Below are 16,227 nucleotides of genomic sequence, written 5' to 3'. Positions count from 1 at the left end.
GCGGCCACTCGGGCGCCACCGTCGGCCTGCCGCGCCGGGGGCTGACGGGTCGCCGGCCGAATGCGCAACCCCTCACCTTCCGGGTGAAGCGGAGTCGCGTTTGCTTGCCGCGGGGGCGGGTATCCGGAATCGTTGTGGGGCAAAGAGAACGGAGGCAACCATGACCATGGCCGAACAGGAGACCCGACAACAGCCGGACGCGGACGCCGGACCCACGCCGCGTGCCGCCGAACTACCCGGGCAGAATCGCCGGGAAACCGGCAACGAGATCCGGATCGCCGCGCAGCGCGCCGGACGCGAATGGCAGCAGCCGGAAACCGACTGACCTGCCGTTTCGACCCACTCCCCGTCCCCAAGCATCATTCTTCGGCGTGGCGGTGCACCGTCGGCGGACCGCCATCGACCCGTGCGCGACACGGGCGCAACGGGCCGGGGGACCGCGGCGGCCGCGCGGTGCGGGCCGTCCGGGCTCGGCACCGCTTGCCAGGACCGCCGCGGCCGACGGTGGCGGCCGCCCACGACGCGGCCGCGCCGGCTCGCCGACGTCGAGTCGATCTCGTTGCGCGAACGGCTGCCCGGCGCGGCTGGCCGCGCTGATCCCCAGCACCTGGTGGTGAAAAAGTCCTGGGGGTCGCCGGCGGCTACCTCGACGCCGGGCCGCTCTGGCAGCGCCTCGCCCGCCACGGCGTGCACCACCGTCGCGCCGCGCCCCGCCGGGCCAGCGCGGCCGACGATCTCGACGGCGCGATCGGTCCCGAGGCTCCTGATCGCCACACCCGACCAGCGGCTCGTCGACCGTCCGCTCGCCGGGCCCGGCCCTCGCCACCGCGACTCGACGGTCCTCAATGGACTGACGGGCAAATCCGCACTTCGGAGTCGAGATTTGCCTGCCCATGCCCCGCTCCGCCTGACCATGGTCGCCGGCCGGGTCACCGCCGGAGGCCGAGCGTCAGAAGGCGAACTGCTGCCCACCGTCGATGTCGTACGTGGCACCCGTCAGCGCCGTGTTGGTCATGAGGTGCACGGCGAGCGCACCGACGTCCACCGGGGTGACGATGCGGCCGATGGGCAGCGTGGCGCGCAGTTCGGCGCGGCGGTCGTCCAGGCTCTCGCCCAGCAGGGACGCCGACAACGGCGTGTCGACGAACCCCGCGGCGATCAGGTTCACTCGCACCGGCGCGATCTCGAGGGCCAGCGTCGCCGCGAACGGGGGCAGCGCGGCGGTGGCCGAGGACACGATGCCGAGCGCACGGTTCACCCGCCGGCCACCGGTGCCGCCCATCAGGACGAGCGAGCCACCCGGGGGCATCTTCGGGGCGGCGTTGCGGGCGGCTTCGAGGCCGACCACGAGGTGGTCGCTCAACGCGTCGCGGATCTCCGCCGCGGACATCGCCAGCAGCGGCCCGTAGCGCGGTGCCCCCGCGGTGATCATGACGTGGTCGACGGCGGCCAGGCCCTGGAAGAACGCGGCCATCGCCGCGGGGTCGGTCGCGTCGAAGGCCGCGGTGTCCTGCGCGCCGACGTCGGCCGCGGCCTTGTCGAGCTTCTCCGGATCGCGCCCGGTCAGCACGACCTGCGCGCCCTCGGCCCGCGCGAGCCGCGCGGTCTCCAGGCCGATCCCCGCACTGCCCCCGATGACGACGACGGTCTGGCCCGCCAGACCCCGCCCCCGCTCGACGTCCGTCATCCGTCCTCCGTGCTCGTGAACAGCCCCCTCGTGAAAGCCCTCCGCGTGAAAGCCTCAGAGCGGCAGTTCCGTGCCCGCCTGCTCCGCCACCATGTACCGGCTGTACCACTCCGGCCAGTTCGCGTCGGCCTGGCCGGTGCGTTTCTCGTGCTCGCCGTGCGCCACCTCGGCGCGGCGCATCGCGTCGGCCAGGTCGCTCACCGACGCGAACGACGTCTCCGCCGCGTCGACCCGCCCGGGCAGCCGCGTGGTGATCTCCTGCAGTTGCCACCGGTTCCCGTCGGGATCGGCGAACGTGGCCTGCGACCGGTAGCTGGTGCGGTCGGGGTCCAGCCCGGGTTCCGGCCCGTCCGGGCCGAAGTGGACGAGCTCGCTCACGGCCACACCGGCGGCGACCAGCGCGGCGCGCGTCGCCGCGATGTCGGAGACGACCACGTACCCCTTCGCCGAACCGGGTTTCGCGTCCGTGAGGTTTTCCCCGAACTGCACCGAGCACGGCGACCCGTGCGGGGTCAGCTGCACGATCCACGGCGGCGTCTCGTCCAGCCGCCAGCCGAGTCCGGTGTAGAACGCCTTGGCCCGCTCGACGTCCGCGACGGGGATCACGAGCACCTCGACCTTCATGTCGACGTTCTCGAGCCCGCTCTCCGACGTGGTCATCCCGGCCTCCCGTGGCAGCGCAGGCGCCCCAGCGTAGCCGTTGTGCCCGGAAGCGGGACCGGTGTTGAAAATCTCTCCGCCGATCGGGTCCGGGTGTGGCTCACCGGCGTCTGAGCAAGCGTGGCACGACACCCCAGAACACGACGAAGAGCAACAGCGCGAAGCCGGCCACGCCGAACATCGCCGCCGCGCCGTAGACGACCCTCGCGATGAGCGCGACCGTCACGGTGATGGCCAGCGCCAGGCAGACCAGCCCGGCGACCACCACGCGGTTGCCCACGGTGAGGATGAGCTCGCGGCTGCCCGTCCGGAACAGCAGCCGGTGCCAGGCCGCGGGTGCGGTGAGCAACGTCGTCGCCGCCACCGCGAGCACGACGGCCGCCATGTGCAGGCCCTTCTCGAATCCGCTGGCCTCGCGGAACAGAGAGGTGAAGACCACCGAAAGCAGGAACCCGAACAGGATCTGCACCCCGGCCTGGGCCACCCGCAGCTCCTGCAGGAGCTCGTTCACGTTCCGCACGAGCTTTTCATCGCGGGTCTCGCCGGAGGTCTCCATCACCCATCCGAGTGTAAGCACGACCAGCGAAGACGGCAGCGCTTCGCCCGCTGCGCCAAGGTTTCATCCCCGTGAGACGGGGTACCCGGATTTCAGGCGCGGCACGCGGTCCCAGCCAGGTCGCGCCGACCGGGCGTCGCCGGTCCACGAGGTCGGCGACGCCCTTCGGCCTGCCCGGAAACGGGGAAACCGACTGTCCTCATCGGACTGCTTCGAGATCGTCACCTCCGCGGCGGAGATTCACCCCCGGAGTGCCGGGAGCGAGCCTCCGCCACGGAAGTCACCACGCGCTGGGGAACATAGTGCTCACGCCGAGGATCAGGCGTTCCGCGTCGCGGTCAGTGCCTCCAGGTCCACTGTCACGCCGTACACGTCGAGCGCCTCCTCCACGGAGAGCAGCTCGTCACGCACGTCGCGCAGCACCGCCTCGACCGGACGGTCCACAGGGGACCCGTGCCCACCGCCGCCGGCCGTGCGGAGGGTGACCGTCGGAGCACCGGCGTCGAACGGCAGCGCCGCCAACCGGGCCGAGGTCTCGGACACCGGCACCGCGACGCCGTCGATCCGCGCCTCGGTCGGCCGCGCCGCGCGACCACCCGCCAGCCCGAACGGCGGATGACTTTGCTGGTGACAACCCGCCGCCAAGGTGAGCCCGCTCCCGGCCCGCGGCGGCCGCAGCGTCACCACCTGGCCGTGCCCACCCCGGAACCGGCCCGCGCCGGCCGTCCCCGGCGCGAGCTCCTTGCGGTCGATCCGCGCAGCGGTGGTGGTTTCGTAGATCTCGACCGGGATGCTCGACGAGCTCGTCGGGTAGCAGATCGCGTCGACCCCGTCGCCGCGGTGGCCGGCCCCGAGCCCGCCTCCGGTGAAGGCGAGCGAGCTGACGGCGACGTCGTGCGCACCGGTGCCGATGAGCCGCAGGCTGCTCTTGAACCCGCCCGCCGCCGGGATCCGCTCGGGCAGCACCCCGGCGAGGGCGCCCTGCACGAGCGGGATGACGTGCCAGCCGACCTTCGTCCGGTCGTTCACCGACGCCGGGTGCACCGGGTTGAGCACGGAGCCGGAGGGCGCCTGCACCCGCACCGGCCGGAACAGGCCCTGGTTGCTCGGGATCTGCGGGGTCAGCAGGCAGTTCAGCGCGTACGTGGTGCGCGCGGTGGTGAACGTCAGCGTCGAGTTGATCCCGCCGTGCGGGTGCTGCGGCGGCACGCGCACGTAGTCGACCAGCAGGTCGCTCCCGGACACGACCAGCTCGACACCCAGCGTCAGCTCGCCGTCCAGCTCGTCGAACGTCAGCTCGAACGGGTAGGTGCCGTCCGGAATGGACTCGACGGTCGCGCGCATCGCCTTCTCCGCGCGGGACTGCACGGCGTCGGACAGCTGCTGCAGGTCGTCGAGGCGGTACTCGTCGAGCAGGTCGACGGTGTGCAGGGCGGCCACGGAGTTCGCGGTCACGATCGCGTTGATGTCGCCGATGACCAGCTCCGGCGTGCGGACACTCCCCCGCAGCGTGGAAAACACCGCTTCGTTGCGCACGCCCGCGTCGTACAGCTTCAGGGGCGGGAAGTACACGCCCTCCTCGTACACGCTGCGGGCCTCGGACTGGTTGAGCAGGCCGCCGATGTCGCTCACGTGCGCGATGGACCCCGCGAACCCGACCACGCGTCCGTGCTTGAAGAACGGCGTCACCACGGCCACGTCCGGCAGGTGCCCGGCGCCGATCCACGGGTCGTTGGTGAACAGCACATCGCCCTCGCGCAGCGTTTCGGCGGGGAACGTGTCCAGCAGCGCCGCGGTGAGGTGCGGCAGGGTGAGGTTGAACGTCGGGTTGCTGGTCACGGCGTGGGCGACGGACCAGGCGCAGGCGTCCATGATCTCGCAGCCGAGGTCGTTGCCGGTCGACACGACGGTGCTGAACGCGGTGCGGCGCAGCACGGTCTGCATCTCGTCGGCCAGCGTCACCAGCCGCCCCCACACCACTTCCAGGGTGATCGGGTCGTCGAAGACGGATCGGTTCACAGCTGTGCCTCCGTTCGGGTGACCACCAGGTTGCGGTACTCGTCGACGACGGCCGTGCTGCCCGGCGCGACGAGCACGGTGGACTCGCGTTCCTCGACCAGCGCCGGCCCCGCGACGTTCATCCCCGGCTCCAGCTGGTAACGGTCGTACACCGGGGTGTCCACGTAGGACTCCAGCTCGATCCAGTACGCCGGCGGCGTGTGCTGCGGCACCGGGTCCCCGAAAGCACGAGCGCTCCGCCGCTCCACCGCAACCTCGGCGAGCCTTCCGCTCGCCACCACGCGCCACGTCATCACCTCTACCGGGATGTCGTCGTGCGCGTGGCCGTAGAGATCGGTGTAGGCCTTGAGGAACCGGGTGCGGACCTCGTCGCGGCACGTCGCGTCGAGCTCGCCGCCCGGCAGCGGCACGGAGATCTCGTTGATCTGCCCGGCGAAGCGCGCCGACACCTGGCGTTCGAGCGTCACGTCCGCGCGTGCCACCCCGGCCTCGGCGACCACGTCGCGGCCCTGCTCCTCCAGCTCGGTCACGAGCCGGCCGACGGCGTCCCAGTCGGTGGTGTCCAGCAGCTGCGGCTGCGAGCGCGAGAACTCGAACGACACCGGCGCGACGAGGAACCCGATCGCCGAGAGCACCCCGGCGGCCAGCGGGTAGAGGATCCGTTCGTTGCCCAGCAGCCGGGCCACCGACGCGGCGTGGATCGGGCCCGCGCCCCCGGACGCGAGCAGCGCGTAGGACCGCGGGTCACCCCCGCGTTCGACGATGTGCAGCTTCGCCGCGGCGGCCATGTTCTCCACCACGAGCTGGTGGATGCCCCACGCCGCCTCCGTGCGGGACACGCCGAGCGGCCCGGCGACGTGCTCGTCGATCGCGCGTTCGGCGGCCGCCCGGTCCAGCGTCATCTCGCCGCCGAGGAAGCTCGCGGGGTCGAGGTAGCCGAGCACGAGGGCCGCGTCGGTGACCGTCGGCAGAGTGCCGCCGAACCCGTAACACGCGGGGCCGGGCGCGGCACCCGCCGATTGGGGACCGACCTTGAGGAGGCCGAGCTCGTCGATCCACGCGACGCTGCCGCCACCGGCGCCGATCTCCAGCATCTCCACGGACGGGAACTGGATCGGCAGGCCGGAGCCCTTCTTGAACCGGTGCACCCGTGCGACTTCCAGCTGGTGCGAGATCGCGGGCCGGCCGTCCTCGATGAGGCAGATCTTCGCCGTAGTGCCGCCCATGTCGAACGCGATCAGGTCGCGCTCACCGCACAGGCCGCCGTAGTGCGCCGCGCCGATCGCGCCGCCCGCGGGGCCGGACTCGATGAGCCGCACGGGCAGCTCGGACACGGTCTCCACCGTCGCGATCCCGCCCGAGGACAGCATCAGGTACAGCCGGCCGCGGTAGCCGGTTTCGGCGAACGCGGTGGCGAGCGTGCGCAGGTACTCGCGGGTCAGCGGGCGCACGTAGGCGTTGGCCACGGTGGTGCTGGTGCGTTCGTACTCGCGGATCTCGGGCGCGACCTCGCTGGAGACGGAGATGTCGGCCGCGGGCCAGAGTTTGCGCACCAGGTCCGCCGCCGCGCGCTCGTTCTCGGGGCTGCGGTAGGAGTGGAGGAACGAGATGGCGACGCTGGAGAGCTCCGGTGCTCCCGGATCGGCACGGCGGTCCTTCGCATCCTCCTCGCGGATCCGCGCGAGGGCCGCGGCCACGTCGGCTTCGCGGACTTCGGCCACGATCTCGCCGGTGTGCTCGGTCCGTTCGCCGATCTCGCGGCGCAGGTACCGCGGCACGAGCGGCTCGGGGAAGCACAGGGCCAGGTCGTAGATGTCGTAGCGCTGCTCGGTGCGCAGCGCCAGTGTGTCGCGGAAGCCCTCGGTGGTCAGCAGTGCGACCTTGGCGCCCTTGCGTTCGATCAGCGCGTTGGTCACCAGGGTGGTCCCGTGGATCACGTTGGTCAGCGCCTCGGCGCCGACGCCCGCGCGCTCCAGCAGCGTCCGCGAGCCGTGCAGGGAAGCGCGTGACGGGTCGTCGGGTGTGGTGAGGCACTTGAAGATCTCGAGCGCGCCCGTTTCGGTGTCGAGCAGGGCGAAGTCGGTGAACGTGCCGCCGATGTCGAAGGCCAGCCGGTAGGTGGGTGCCACGGGTCAGGATTCCTTTCGCTGGCCGGCGAGGGGCCGGGCGCCGGTTTCGATGGCGAAGCCGCGGCTTTCGGGGATGCCCTTGACGAGGAACGGGAGCGCGATCACCGCGATCAGCACGCCGTAGAGGGCGGGCAGGAGCTTGCCGCCCGCGTCGAGCAGCACGGCGTCGAGCAGCGGCGCGGTGCCGGCGAACACGGCGTAGGAGAAGGTGTAGGCGATCGAGCCGGCGGAGTAGCGGACCTCGGGCGGGAAGACCTCGGCGTTGGTCACGTTGCCCGCGGCCTGGACGCCGGCGACCGGAATGACCAGCAGCGCCTGGGCCACGCAGACCAGCGGCAGGTTCCCGCCCGCGATCAGCAGGTAGGCCGGCACGGTGAGGACGGGGATCGCGACGGCCGCCGTGATCATCACCGGCTTGCGGCCCACCCGGTCGGTGAGGGCGCCGCACCCGACGCACGACACGGCGAACGTGACGAACGCGAAGAGGCTGATCCACAGGGCCGTGGTCGAGGACAGGCCCGCGACCTTGGTCATGTACGTGGGCATGTACCCGAGCAGCGTGTGGAATCCGACGCCGACGAGCGCGTAGAAGACGATCAGCACGCCGATCGTGCGGCCGTGGCGGCGCAGCGTTTGCCGGAACGAGGTGGCCGCCTTTTCCCGCGTCCGCAGGTGCACACCGGTTTCGGCCAGACGCAGCCGCAGGTAGATGCCGCCGCACGCGAGCAGCCCGCCCGCGACGAACGGCCAGCGCCAGCCGCCGGAAGCGTAGAAGTCCGCGTTGAGGCGGAACAACAGCACCACCAGCGTCGCGACCGCCGTGCCGACGCTGCCGAAGCACAGCACGATGTTCACGTACAGGCCGCGCTTTCCGGCCGGTGCGGATTCGGCGGCGTAGGTCGCGGCGCCGGTCAGCTCGCTCGCCGCCGCGAACCCCTGCACCAGACGGCAGAGCGTGAGCAGCAGCGGTGCGGCGAAGCCGATCGTCGCGTACGGCGGGATCACGCCGATGAGCGCCGTGGACAGTCCCATGAGGACCAGCGACACGGCCAGCGCGGTGCGGCGGCCGTGACGGTCGCCGACGCGGCCCATCACCACGCCGCCGATCGGGCGGGCGAAGAAGGACACGCCGTAGATCGCCAGCGTGCCGAGCAGCGCCGCCGTGGGGTTGGTGCCCGGGAAGAACTGGGTGGCGATGATCGCGGTCGAGAACCCGTAGAGCGCGAAATCGAACCACTCCACGAAGGTGCCGACCGACAACGCGAAGGTGGTCTTCGCGCTCATTCTCGCCACTCCGGCCGGCTCGGTGGCGCCGGATTCGGTGCGTGCCATCGGTTTCATGAGGACTCTCCTGCGGAGGCGGAGGTGGCCGCGCCGACGGCGGTGCGATAGCCCGCCGTGGTCGCGAGGGTCACGTACTCGTCGAGTGCGCCGGCGGCGTTGCGCGCCACGGCTTCCTCGTCCCACTGCAACCGGGCCACGCACTTCTCGCGGAAGATCGTGGCCGCGGCGGTGAGGTCTTCGAACGCGCCGACGAGCGCGTCGAGGACCACCGGTTCCATCACGTTCAGCTCGAGCTCGCCGGCGTCGGCGGCCGCGTCGACGGTCGCGGCGGCCCCGCGGACGCGGAAACCGAGCTGCAGCACCAGTTCCGGCACCACGGGGTTGACCTTGCCGGGCATGATCGACGAGCCCGCCTGCAGCTCCGGCAGCCGAACCTCGCCGAGGCCGCCGACCGGGCCGGACGACAGCAGGCGCAGGTCGCGGGCGATCTTGCCGAGCGCGCCGGACGCGCGGACGAGCGCGGCGGCGACGGCGGCGTAGGCGTCGAGGTGGGCCAGGGCGTCGAAGTAGTCCTCGGCCGGTTTCAGCGGACGTCCGGACAGCTCGGCGAGGTGGCGCACGGCCAGCTCCGCGTAGCCGGCGGGACTGCCGATGCCCGTGCCGACCGCGGTGGCGCCGAGGGGGACCTCCGCCAGGGCCGCCACGGCTTGGTTCACGACATCGCGCGTGCGGCGGATCGCGTGGGCGTGGCCGTGGTGGGTCTGGGCGACGGTGAGCACGACCGCGTCCTGCAGGCAGGTGCGGCCCAGGCGCACGAGCGCGCCCTGGTCGGCCGCGAGCGCGTCGAAGGCGTCGGCCAGGCGGCTCAGCGCTGTCGTGACGGGTTCGGCCAGCTCCGTCAGCGCGAGCGCCATCGCGGTCGGATAGGTGTCGTTGGTGGACTGCGACCGGTTGACGTGATCGTTGGGGTGCACGGAAAGCGGCTCGCCCGAGTCCCGCAGCAGCTGCTCGGCTCGGGCGGCGAGGACCTCGTTCACGTTCATGTTGGTCGAGGTCCCGCCGCCGCCCTGCACGAGCGTGAGCGGGAACTGGTCGCGGTGGTGCCCCACGCCGATTTCGTCCGCGGCGTGGGTGATGGCATCGGCGCGGACGGGGTCGAGCGCACCGAGCTCCGCGTTGGCGCGCGCGGCGGCGGCCTTGACCTGGGCGTACGCGGTGAGGAAGGCCGGCACGTCGGCCAGGCGCCGGCCGTGTGCCGGGAGGTGGGCGAGCGCCTTGCGGGTCTGCTCGCCGAACAGTGCGGCCCCGGAAGGGGCGGTGATGGACATGGCCGGGGAGTCTGCGATCCGATGCCCGGCCGAAGCCACCGGTGTTGCCACGAGAGCACTCTGAATCGTCTCAGTGTGCTCTGGTGACCACTTGTGTAGCTTCCACAGCACCACTACGGTCGAGACATGACGGAAAACTCCGACACCTCGACCGTCGGCCGCGTCGCCGCCGTACTCCGCACCCTCGGCGAGGACGAGCGCCACCCCGAGCTGTCCGGGGCCGAGATCGCCCGCCGCGTGGGCCGTGAGCGCAGCCAGATCTCGCGGATGCTCAAGGCTTTGTCCGCCCACGGGCTCGTCGAGCAGAACCCCGAGACGCGCGGGTACCGGCTCGGCTGGCAGCTGCACGTGCTCGCGGCGCGCGCCGGTGACCAGCGCCTGCTCGGCAGCGGCACGGCGGTGCTGCGCGCCGTGGTCGCCGAGACGGGCGAAAGTGCGCTGCTGTCGATCCTGCAGGGCGACCAGTCGTTCACGATCCTGCGTGAGCGCTCGCCGCACACCGTGCAGGCCGGCGGCTGGGTCGGGCGAACCTCGCCCCTGCACGTGACCGCGTCGGGCCGCGCGCTGATCCTCGACCACGAGGACGACGACATCCGGGCGCTGCTGGCCCGCACGCCGCCGGGCGAGTTCGGCCCGCGCGCGCTGCGCAGCGTGTCCGAGGTGCTCGAACGGCTGCACCACGAGCGGCAGGAGAGCTGCACCGTGGCGATCGACGAACTGGAGGGCGGGCTGCTGTCGGTCGGCGCTCCCGTGCGGGACGCGACCGGGCGGATCATCGCGTCGCTCAACGTGTCCGCGCCGACGAGCCGGGCACTGGACCGCCTGACCGAGCTCAGCGCGACGACCAAGGTCGCCGCGCGCCGGCTGAGCGCCATCATGAGCCGAGCGTCCTGATGGCGTGCTCTCAGAGCATCATCACGTGACGGCACAGCCACCACACACCTAGACTCGCCGGCGATTCCACTGTGGACCGTCGAGGAGTGCCTTGTCATGACCGAAGCAGTCGCCCTGCACCACGACGCCCTGCATCACAACGCCCTGGTCGCGGACGCGCACAACGACCTGCTCATGCTCTGCTCGCGCTACCCCGCCGCCCGGCAGGCCGGGTACTTCCGCCGCGTCTGGCTGCCGCAGCTGCGCGCCGGCGGTGTCGACCTCCAGGTGCTGCCGGTGTTCCTCGAACCCGAGTTCCGCCCCGAAGGCGCGCTGCGCCAGACGCTGCGGATGATCGAGACCGCCTAGCGCGTCGAGGCCGGCAATCGCGATGCCGTGCGGCTGTGCCTCACCGGCGACGACATCCGCGAAACCCTCGCCGACGGCCGGATCGCCCTCGTGCTGGCGCTGGAGGGCTGCGAAGCCGTGGGCCTCGACGTCGGCCTGTTCGAGACGCTGCACCGGCTCGGCGTGCGGATGGCGTCGTTCACGCACTTCGGGCGCACGATGCTCGCCGACGGCTCGGTCGAGGACGAAACGGGCGGCCGCCTCACGAGCGCGGGCGTGGACGCCGTGGCGGTGTGCGAGGAGCTCGGCATCATGCTCGACGTCTCCCACCTCGGCGCCACGTCGACCGACCACCTGCTGGAGCTCGCCACCCGGCCGCTGGTCGCGTCACACTCCTCGGCCTTCGCCGTGCGCGCCCACCACCGCAACCTCACCGACGCGCGCCTGCGCGCGATCGCCGACGCCGGCGGGGTCGTGGGGATCAACGTCCTGGCCCAGTCCGTCGACGAGCACGAGCACACCGTCGCCCGCGTCGCCGACCACATCGAGCACGCCGCGGACGTCGTCGGCGTCGCCCACGTCGGCCTCGGCCCGGACTTCATCAAGGAGGTCTCCGACAGCCTCCGCCGTGCTGACGAACGCTCGTGGGACGACCGCACCGCGCGCGAGTTCGTGCCCGGCCTCGAAGGACCCGCCGGCCTCCCCCGCATCACCGCCGAGCTTCACCGCCGCGGCTGGGCCGAGCCCGACGTGCGCCAGGTGCTCGGGCTCAGCTTCCACGACCTGTTCCTGAAAGAGCTCGGAGTTCCGGGAGCCGCCCGCTAGCCGGTCCCGGACCGTCCACTGTGGTCAGCGGCCTCAGCCGAGCAGCTTCCGCGTCTCGTCCCACAGCCGCGCCGCGAGTGCGGGGTCGATCGCGTACGGCGCGACGCCCTTGCCGTCCGGGGTCGGATTCGGCTGGACGGGCGCGAGGGCCGTGTCCTCGAAGTAGCGGCCCGTGATCCCCTCGACCAGGGGCGAACCCGCGAGCAGCACCGACGTCGACGCGCCCTGGCCCGGAGTCTTCCAGCCGGGCGGGACGGCGAGGACGTTGCCGTGGTCGTCGACGGCGCCGACGAAGCCGAGCTGCGTTTTGTCGAGGTGGCGCTGCAGGTTGGTCATGATGCCGCCCGGGTGCAGGGCGTTGACGGTGATGCCGTCGGGCGCCCAGCGTTCGGCGAGGGCGACGGTGAAGAGGATCATCGCGGTCTCCGAGCGGGCGTAGGCGGTCCACGCTTCGTAGGGCGTGCGCTCGAAGTGCGGGTCGTCGAAGTCGACGGCGGCCATGAGGTGGGCCGAGGACGCGACGTTGACCACGCGGGCGCCGCCGGCCCGAGCGAGGGCGTCGCGCAGGCCGAGGGTGAGCGCGGCCGGGCCGAGGTGGTTCACGGCGAACTGCCGCTCCCACCCGTCGGCGGTGCGCGTGAGCTCGGGCAGCGCCATGATCCCGGCGTTGTTGACCAGGATGTGCAACGGCCCGTCCCACGCGGCGGTGAAAGCCGCGACGCTCGCGCGGTCCGCCAGGTCGAGCTGCACGGCGGGCAGATCCTCGACGGCCTTCGGGTCGCGGACGGCCACGGTCACGTCGGCGCCGGCCGCCGCCAGAGTCCGGGCGGTGACGAGGCCGATGCCGGACGCGCCTCCGGTGACGATGGCACGGCGGCCGGTGAGGTCGACGCCGTCGAGCACCTCGGCGGCAGTGGACGACGCGGTGAACGGCAGTGCGGTGTCAGTCATTTTTCCAGCTCTCTTCGATCTTCTCGGCACCCGGGTACCGAAGGTTCAGCGGGGGAAATCGGTGCTGCGGGCCACGTCCTCGCCCGCGTCCAGCTCGGCGAGGCGCCCGGTCAGTGCGGCTCGGATTGCCTCGAAGGCATCACTGCCGAGGGCGAGGCGGCGCGGGGCCGGGGTGACGCCGGCGGAGTCGATCACGGCCTTCGCGACGCGGGCCGGGTCGCCGGGGGCGTCGCCGGTGAGGTTGCCGGCCCCTTCGAGGTACTGGCGCATCTGGCCGACGGGCGTGTCCGCGTAGACGTCTCGCGGTTCGGCGACGGTCATCGCCGCGCCGAAGCCGGTGCGGACGGCGCCGGGCTCCACCATCGTGATGCCGACGCCGAACGGCGCGACCTCGCCGATCACCGCCTCGAGGAAGCCCTCCACACCCCACTTCGACGCGTGGTACATGCTGCCGCCGGGGCTGGAGATGTGGGCGCCCATCGTGGACGTCTGCACGAACCGCCCGCCGCCCTGCGCGCGCATGTGCGGGAGCACGGCGCGGAAGAGCTGGATCGGCGCGGTGGTGTTGAGCGCGATCTGCCCCTCGATCGCCTCGTCCGACAGCTCTTCGGCCGCCCCGAACGTCGCGGCGCCGGCGTTGGAGAACACCACGTCGATGCGGCCGAGCTCCGCGAACGCCTTGTCGACCACGGACCGCAGCTGCGCCGTGTCGGTCACGTCCAGCTGCGCGGTCCACAGCAGGTCCGCGTGTCCCAGGTCGGCCAGCGTCTCCGGCCGGCGCGCCGTGGCGGCCACGCGGTGTCCCCGCGCCAGCAGCTGGTCGGTGACCGCCCGGCCGATGCCGGTCGACGCACCGGTGACGAACCAGGTACCCATGTCGCGCTCCCTCGATAGTTCCAACTAGTTGGTTTAATCTGTGCCGATACGAAACCAACTGGATGGTTTAAAACCTAGCCACGGCCCCCGTGGATTGTCAACCAGCCAGTTGGTTTATTAGTCTGGGGCCATGACGTACGACTCGGACGCGACCCGCGCCCGCCTGCTGGAGGCGGCCCACGACGAGTTCGTCGAGCGCGGCCTCGCCGGTGCCCGGGTCGACCGCATCGCGGCCGCGGCCTCGGCGAACAAGCAGGCCATCTACGCGTACTACGGCTCGAAGAACGCCCTGTTCGACGCCGTCCTCGACGCGCGGCTCGGCGTACTCGCCGACCTGGTCCCCTTCACGCCCGACGACCTGCCCGGCTACATCGGCGCGCTGTTCGACTACCTCGTCGCCGAGCCGACCGTGATGCGCCTCATGCAGTGGAAGGCGCTCGAGCGCCCAGAAGCGTCGGCCGCGGAGGTGCGCGCCCACCTCGACAAGGCCGCGGAGATCTCCACCGGGCACAACGTCGACGACGAGCAGGGCATCGACGTCCTCATGCTCACCCTCGCGCTGGCGCAGTCGTGGAACCTCACTCCACACGGGATCCGCTCCCCCGCCGGCCACGACCCGGCCGCCCGCCTCAAGCGCCACCGCGAGGCCGTGCGGCGCGCGACCACGGCCGTCGTGGCCGAACTCCTGGGCTCCGACGGTGCAGACTGAGCTCTGATCACCCACGAGCGGAGGGAGCCGCATGAGCCGGTACGCGCGTTTCGAGCACTTGAGGGTCGACGGGCCGGACGAGGACGGCGTGGTCGAGCTGGTGCTGGACGGGCCGAACCTCAACGCCGTGAGCGAGGCCGCGCACGGCGACCTGGCCGAGATCTGGCGCGAGTTCGACCGCGACCCCGAGGTGAACGCGGTGCTGCTGCGCGGCGAGGGCAAGGCGTTCTCCGCAGGCGGGTCGTTCGACCTGGTCGAGAAGCTGACCACCGATTTCGAGGCCCGCTCGCGCACCATGCGGGAGGCGCGGGACCTCGTCTACAACATCATCGACTGCGCCAAGCCGATCGTGTCCGCGATTCACGGCCCCGCTGTCGGCGCGGGGCTGGTGGCGGGGGTGCTCGCGGACGTGTCGGTGGTGGCGAAGACCGCGAAGATCGTCGACGGCCACACGCGGCTCGGCGTCGCGGCCGGGGACCACGCGGCGATCTGCTGGCCGCTGCTGTGCGGGATGGCGAAAGCCAAGTACTACCTGATGACCTGCCGGCCGATGACCGGCGAGGAGGCCGAGCGGATCGGCCTCGTTTCGCTGTGCGTGGACGAAGAAGCGCAGCTGCTGCCCACCGCGCGCGGCCTCGCCCGGGAGCTGGCGCTCGGCGCGCCGAACGCGATCCGGTGGACGAAGCAGAGCCTGAACGCGTGGTACCGGCAGATCGCCGGCGCGATCTTCGACTCCTCGCTGGCGCTGGAGTTCTACGGGTTCGCCGGGCCGGAAGTGCGCGAAGGCCTGGCGTCGCACCGGGAACGCCGCAAGCCCGACTTCACCGGCCGGGGCGGCGCCGATGCCTGAGGCGCTGCTCGACGGGCTGCGGGTGGTCGAGATCTCCAGCTACGTCGCCACTCCCCTGTGCGGCTTGACCCTGGCCCAGCTGGGCGCCGACGTCGTGCGCGTCGAGCCGCTGGGCGGCGCGCCCGACCGCACGCGCTGGCCATTGGCCGGCTCGGGCACGAGCCTGTACTGGACCGGGCTCAACAAAGGGAAACGCGCGATCGCGGTGGACCTCGCGTCCGAAGCGGACCGGCAACGGGTGGCGGACCTGATCGTCCACGGTGGACCTTGTGTCGTCGTCACCAACACCGATCGGCATCCCGAGCTCACGCACTCCGCACTGTCCGCGCGGCGTCCTGACGTGATCCACGTGCTACTGGAAGGCCGCTCCGACGGAGGCGCCGCAGTGGACTACACCATCCAGGCGGCCACGGGGTTCCCGCTCATCACGGGCCCGGCCGACGTGCCCGGGCCGGTCAATCACGTCCTGCCCGCGTGGGACCTCGCCGCCGGTCTGTACCTTGCCACGGGCCTGCTCGCCGCCGAGCGCCGCCGTCTGCGGACCGGCCGGGGTGCGTCGCTGCGCGTCGCGCTGGAGGACGTCGCCCTCGCCACCGCGGGCAACCTCGGTTACCTCACCGAGGCCCAGGTCACCGACCACGAACGCGCCAAGTCCGGCAACGACATCCACGGCACCTACGGCCGCGACTTCACCACGGCCGACGGCGTGCCCGTCGTGCTTGTCGTGCTGACCGAACGCCACTGGACGAAGCTGCTGGCCGCCACGGGCCTCACCGCCGCGTTCGCCGCTCTCGCCGACTCCCTCGCGATCGACTTTTCCGGCGAAGCCGCCCGCTTCGAGCACCGCGACCTCATCTCGGCGCTGCTGGCCCGCTGGTTCGCCACCACGCCGTACGCCGACGCCGCCAAGGCCCTCGACGCCCACCGCATCCTGTGGCAGCGCTACCGCACCTTCGCCGAGGTCGGCCGCGACCCCGAGCTGGCGGACCAGGACCTCTTCGCCTCCCTCGACCAGCCCTGCGTCGGCCCGCACCTGGCGCCGAAGTCGCCGCTCGTGGTCGACGGCGCGCGCCTCGACCCGAGCCCTGCGCCGTCCGTCGGAGAGCACAACGCGGAGGTCTTCGGCCCGTAG

General features: G+C 72.0%; 14 protein-coding genes and 1 pseudogene. 6 read left to right on the top strand and 9 right to left on the bottom strand.

What is annotated here, in order from left to right; all coding sequences use genetic code 11:
- Positions 1-160: 160 nt before the first annotated feature.
- The gene (locus tag AB0383_RS09385) at positions 161-325 is read left to right on the top strand and encodes a hypothetical protein (protein WP_366186271.1); all 165 of its coding nucleotides are present in this window, start codon (positions 161-163) and stop codon (positions 323-325) included.
- 624 nt (positions 326-949) lie between these two features.
- On the opposite strand, the gene AB0383_RS09380 is transcribed toward AB0383_RS09385, so the two are convergent.
- The 7 genes from AB0383_RS09380 to AB0383_RS09350 all read right to left on the bottom strand — a co-directional run bounded on the left by AB0383_RS09380 (position 950) and on the right by AB0383_RS09350 (position 9,663).
- A complete protein-coding gene (locus tag AB0383_RS09380; RefSeq protein WP_364178301.1) occupies positions 950-1,687 on the bottom strand; it encodes an SDR family oxidoreductase in 738 nt (245 codons plus the stop codon).
- A 54-nt stretch (positions 1,688-1,741) separates the two neighbouring features.
- Entirely contained in the window at positions 1,742-2,347 is a 606-nt protein-coding gene (locus AB0383_RS09375) for a VOC family protein (RefSeq protein WP_366186269.1), read from the bottom strand.
- Positions 2,348-2,447: 100 nt separating this feature from the next.
- Positions 2,448-2,903 (bottom strand): DUF6328 family protein, encoded by a 456-nt coding sequence (locus tag AB0383_RS09370; protein WP_364178334.1) that lies wholly within the window; start codon positions 2,901-2,903, stop codon positions 2,448-2,450.
- A 318-nt stretch (positions 2,904-3,221) separates the two neighbouring features.
- The gene (locus AB0383_RS09365; protein WP_366186267.1) at positions 3,222-4,922 is read right to left on the bottom strand and encodes a hydantoinase B/oxoprolinase family protein; all 1,701 of its coding nucleotides are present in this window, start codon (positions 4,920-4,922) and stop codon (positions 3,222-3,224) included.
- Positions 4,919-7,051, bottom strand: a complete 2,133-nt coding sequence (locus tag AB0383_RS09360) for a hydantoinase/oxoprolinase family protein (protein ID WP_366186265.1) — start codon at positions 7,049-7,051, stop codon at positions 4,919-4,921. Before AB0383_RS09360 ends, AB0383_RS09365 begins: the two co-directional genes overlap by 4 nt.
- A 3-nt stretch (positions 7,052-7,054) precedes the next feature.
- Positions 7,055-8,392, bottom strand: a complete 1,338-nt coding sequence (locus tag AB0383_RS09355) for an MFS transporter (protein WP_366186263.1) — start codon at positions 8,390-8,392, stop codon at positions 7,055-7,057.
- Positions 8,389-9,663 carry a lyase family protein gene (locus AB0383_RS09350; protein WP_364178316.1) on the bottom strand — a complete coding sequence of 425 codons (1,275 nt, stop codon included), beginning with the start codon at positions 9,661-9,663 and terminating at the stop codon, positions 8,389-8,391. Before AB0383_RS09350 ends, AB0383_RS09355 begins: the two co-directional genes overlap by 4 nt.
- Positions 9,664-9,789: 126 nt before the next feature.
- Here AB0383_RS09350 and AB0383_RS09345 point away from each other — a divergent pair, with 126 nt between their 5' ends.
- Together AB0383_RS09345 and AB0383_RS09340 are read left to right on the top strand one after the other, a co-directional pair.
- A complete protein-coding gene (locus AB0383_RS09345; protein WP_366186261.1) occupies positions 9,790-10,557 on the top strand; it encodes an IclR family transcriptional regulator in 768 nt (255 codons plus the stop codon).
- Between the two features lie 96 nt (positions 10,558-10,653).
- A pseudogene (locus tag AB0383_RS09340) lies at positions 10,654-11,709 on the top strand (membrane dipeptidase).
- Positions 11,710-11,742: 33 nt separating this feature from the next.
- On the opposite strand, the gene AB0383_RS09335 reads toward AB0383_RS09340, so the two are convergent.
- Both AB0383_RS09335 and AB0383_RS09330 read right to left on the bottom strand, forming a co-directional pair.
- Entirely contained in the window at positions 11,743-12,660 is a 918-nt protein-coding gene (locus AB0383_RS09335) for an SDR family NAD(P)-dependent oxidoreductase (protein ID WP_366186259.1), read from the bottom strand.
- A 45-nt stretch (positions 12,661-12,705) separates the two neighbouring features.
- Complete coding sequence (locus tag AB0383_RS09330; RefSeq protein ID WP_366186257.1) at positions 12,706-13,536, bottom strand: SDR family oxidoreductase; 831 nt, start codon at positions 13,534-13,536, stop codon at positions 12,706-12,708.
- A 130-nt stretch (positions 13,537-13,666) separates the two neighbouring features.
- Between AB0383_RS09330 and AB0383_RS09325 the strand changes: the two genes are divergently transcribed.
- The 3 genes from AB0383_RS09325 to AB0383_RS09315 are packed head-to-tail and all read left to right on the top strand — an operon-like array spanning position 13,667 to position 16,227.
- Positions 13,667-14,245 (top strand): TetR family transcriptional regulator, encoded by a 579-nt coding sequence (locus AB0383_RS09325; RefSeq protein ID WP_364183925.1) that lies wholly within the window; start codon positions 13,667-13,669, stop codon positions 14,243-14,245.
- 31 nt (positions 14,246-14,276) lie between these two features.
- Positions 14,277-15,095 (top strand): enoyl-CoA hydratase/isomerase family protein, encoded by an 819-nt coding sequence (locus AB0383_RS09320; RefSeq protein WP_366186255.1) that lies wholly within the window; start codon positions 14,277-14,279, stop codon positions 15,093-15,095.
- Positions 15,088-16,227, top strand: a complete 1,140-nt coding sequence (locus AB0383_RS09315; protein WP_366186253.1) for a CoA transferase — start codon at positions 15,088-15,090, stop codon at positions 16,225-16,227. Before AB0383_RS09320 ends, AB0383_RS09315 begins: the two co-directional genes overlap by 8 nt.

The organism is Amycolatopsis sp. NPDC051373 (genome assembly GCF_040689465.1).
In the GTDB taxonomy this organism is placed as follows: domain Bacteria; phylum Actinomycetota; class Actinomycetes; order Mycobacteriales; family Pseudonocardiaceae; genus Amycolatopsis.
This window is presented reverse-complemented; position numbering and strand designations above follow the sequence as displayed.

Excerpts from the sequence above, each read along its gene's own strand:
- AB0383_RS09325 (WP_364183925.1), top strand. The coding sequence starts at position 13,667 with ATGACGTACGACTCGGACGCGACCCGCGCCCGCCTGCTGGAGGCGGCC.
- AB0383_RS09350 (WP_364178316.1), bottom strand. The coding sequence starts at position 9,663 with ATGTCCATCACCGCCCCTTCCGGGGCCGCACTGTTCGGCGAGCAGACC.
- AB0383_RS09330 (WP_366186257.1), bottom strand. The coding sequence starts at position 13,536 with ATGGGTACCTGGTTCGTCACCGGTGCGTCGACCGGCATCGGCCGGGCG.
- AB0383_RS09335 (WP_366186259.1), bottom strand. The coding sequence starts at position 12,660 with ATGACTGACACCGCACTGCCGTTCACCGCGTCGTCCACTGCCGCCGAG.
- AB0383_RS09380 (WP_364178301.1), bottom strand. The coding sequence starts at position 1,687 with ATGACGGACGTCGAGCGGGGGCGGGGTCTGGCGGGCCAGACCGTCGTC.
- AB0383_RS09385 (WP_366186271.1), top strand. The coding sequence starts at position 161 with ATGACCATGGCCGAACAGGAGACCCGACAACAGCCGGACGCGGACGCC.
- AB0383_RS09375 (WP_366186269.1), bottom strand. The coding sequence starts at position 2,347 with ATGACCACGTCGGAGAGCGGGCTCGAGAACGTCGACATGAAGGTCGAG.
- AB0383_RS09370 (WP_364178334.1), bottom strand. The coding sequence starts at position 2,903 with ATGGAGACCTCCGGCGAGACCCGCGATGAAAAGCTCGTGCGGAACGTG.
- AB0383_RS09355 (WP_366186263.1), bottom strand. The coding sequence starts at position 8,392 with ATGAAACCGATGGCACGCACCGAATCCGGCGCCACCGAGCCGGCCGGA.
- AB0383_RS09320 (WP_366186255.1), top strand. The coding sequence starts at position 14,277 with ATGAGCCGGTACGCGCGTTTCGAGCACTTGAGGGTCGACGGGCCGGAC.
- AB0383_RS09315 (WP_366186253.1), top strand. The coding sequence starts at position 15,088 with ATGCCTGAGGCGCTGCTCGACGGGCTGCGGGTGGTCGAGATCTCCAGC.
- AB0383_RS09345 (WP_366186261.1), top strand. The coding sequence starts at position 9,790 with ATGACGGAAAACTCCGACACCTCGACCGTCGGCCGCGTCGCCGCCGTA.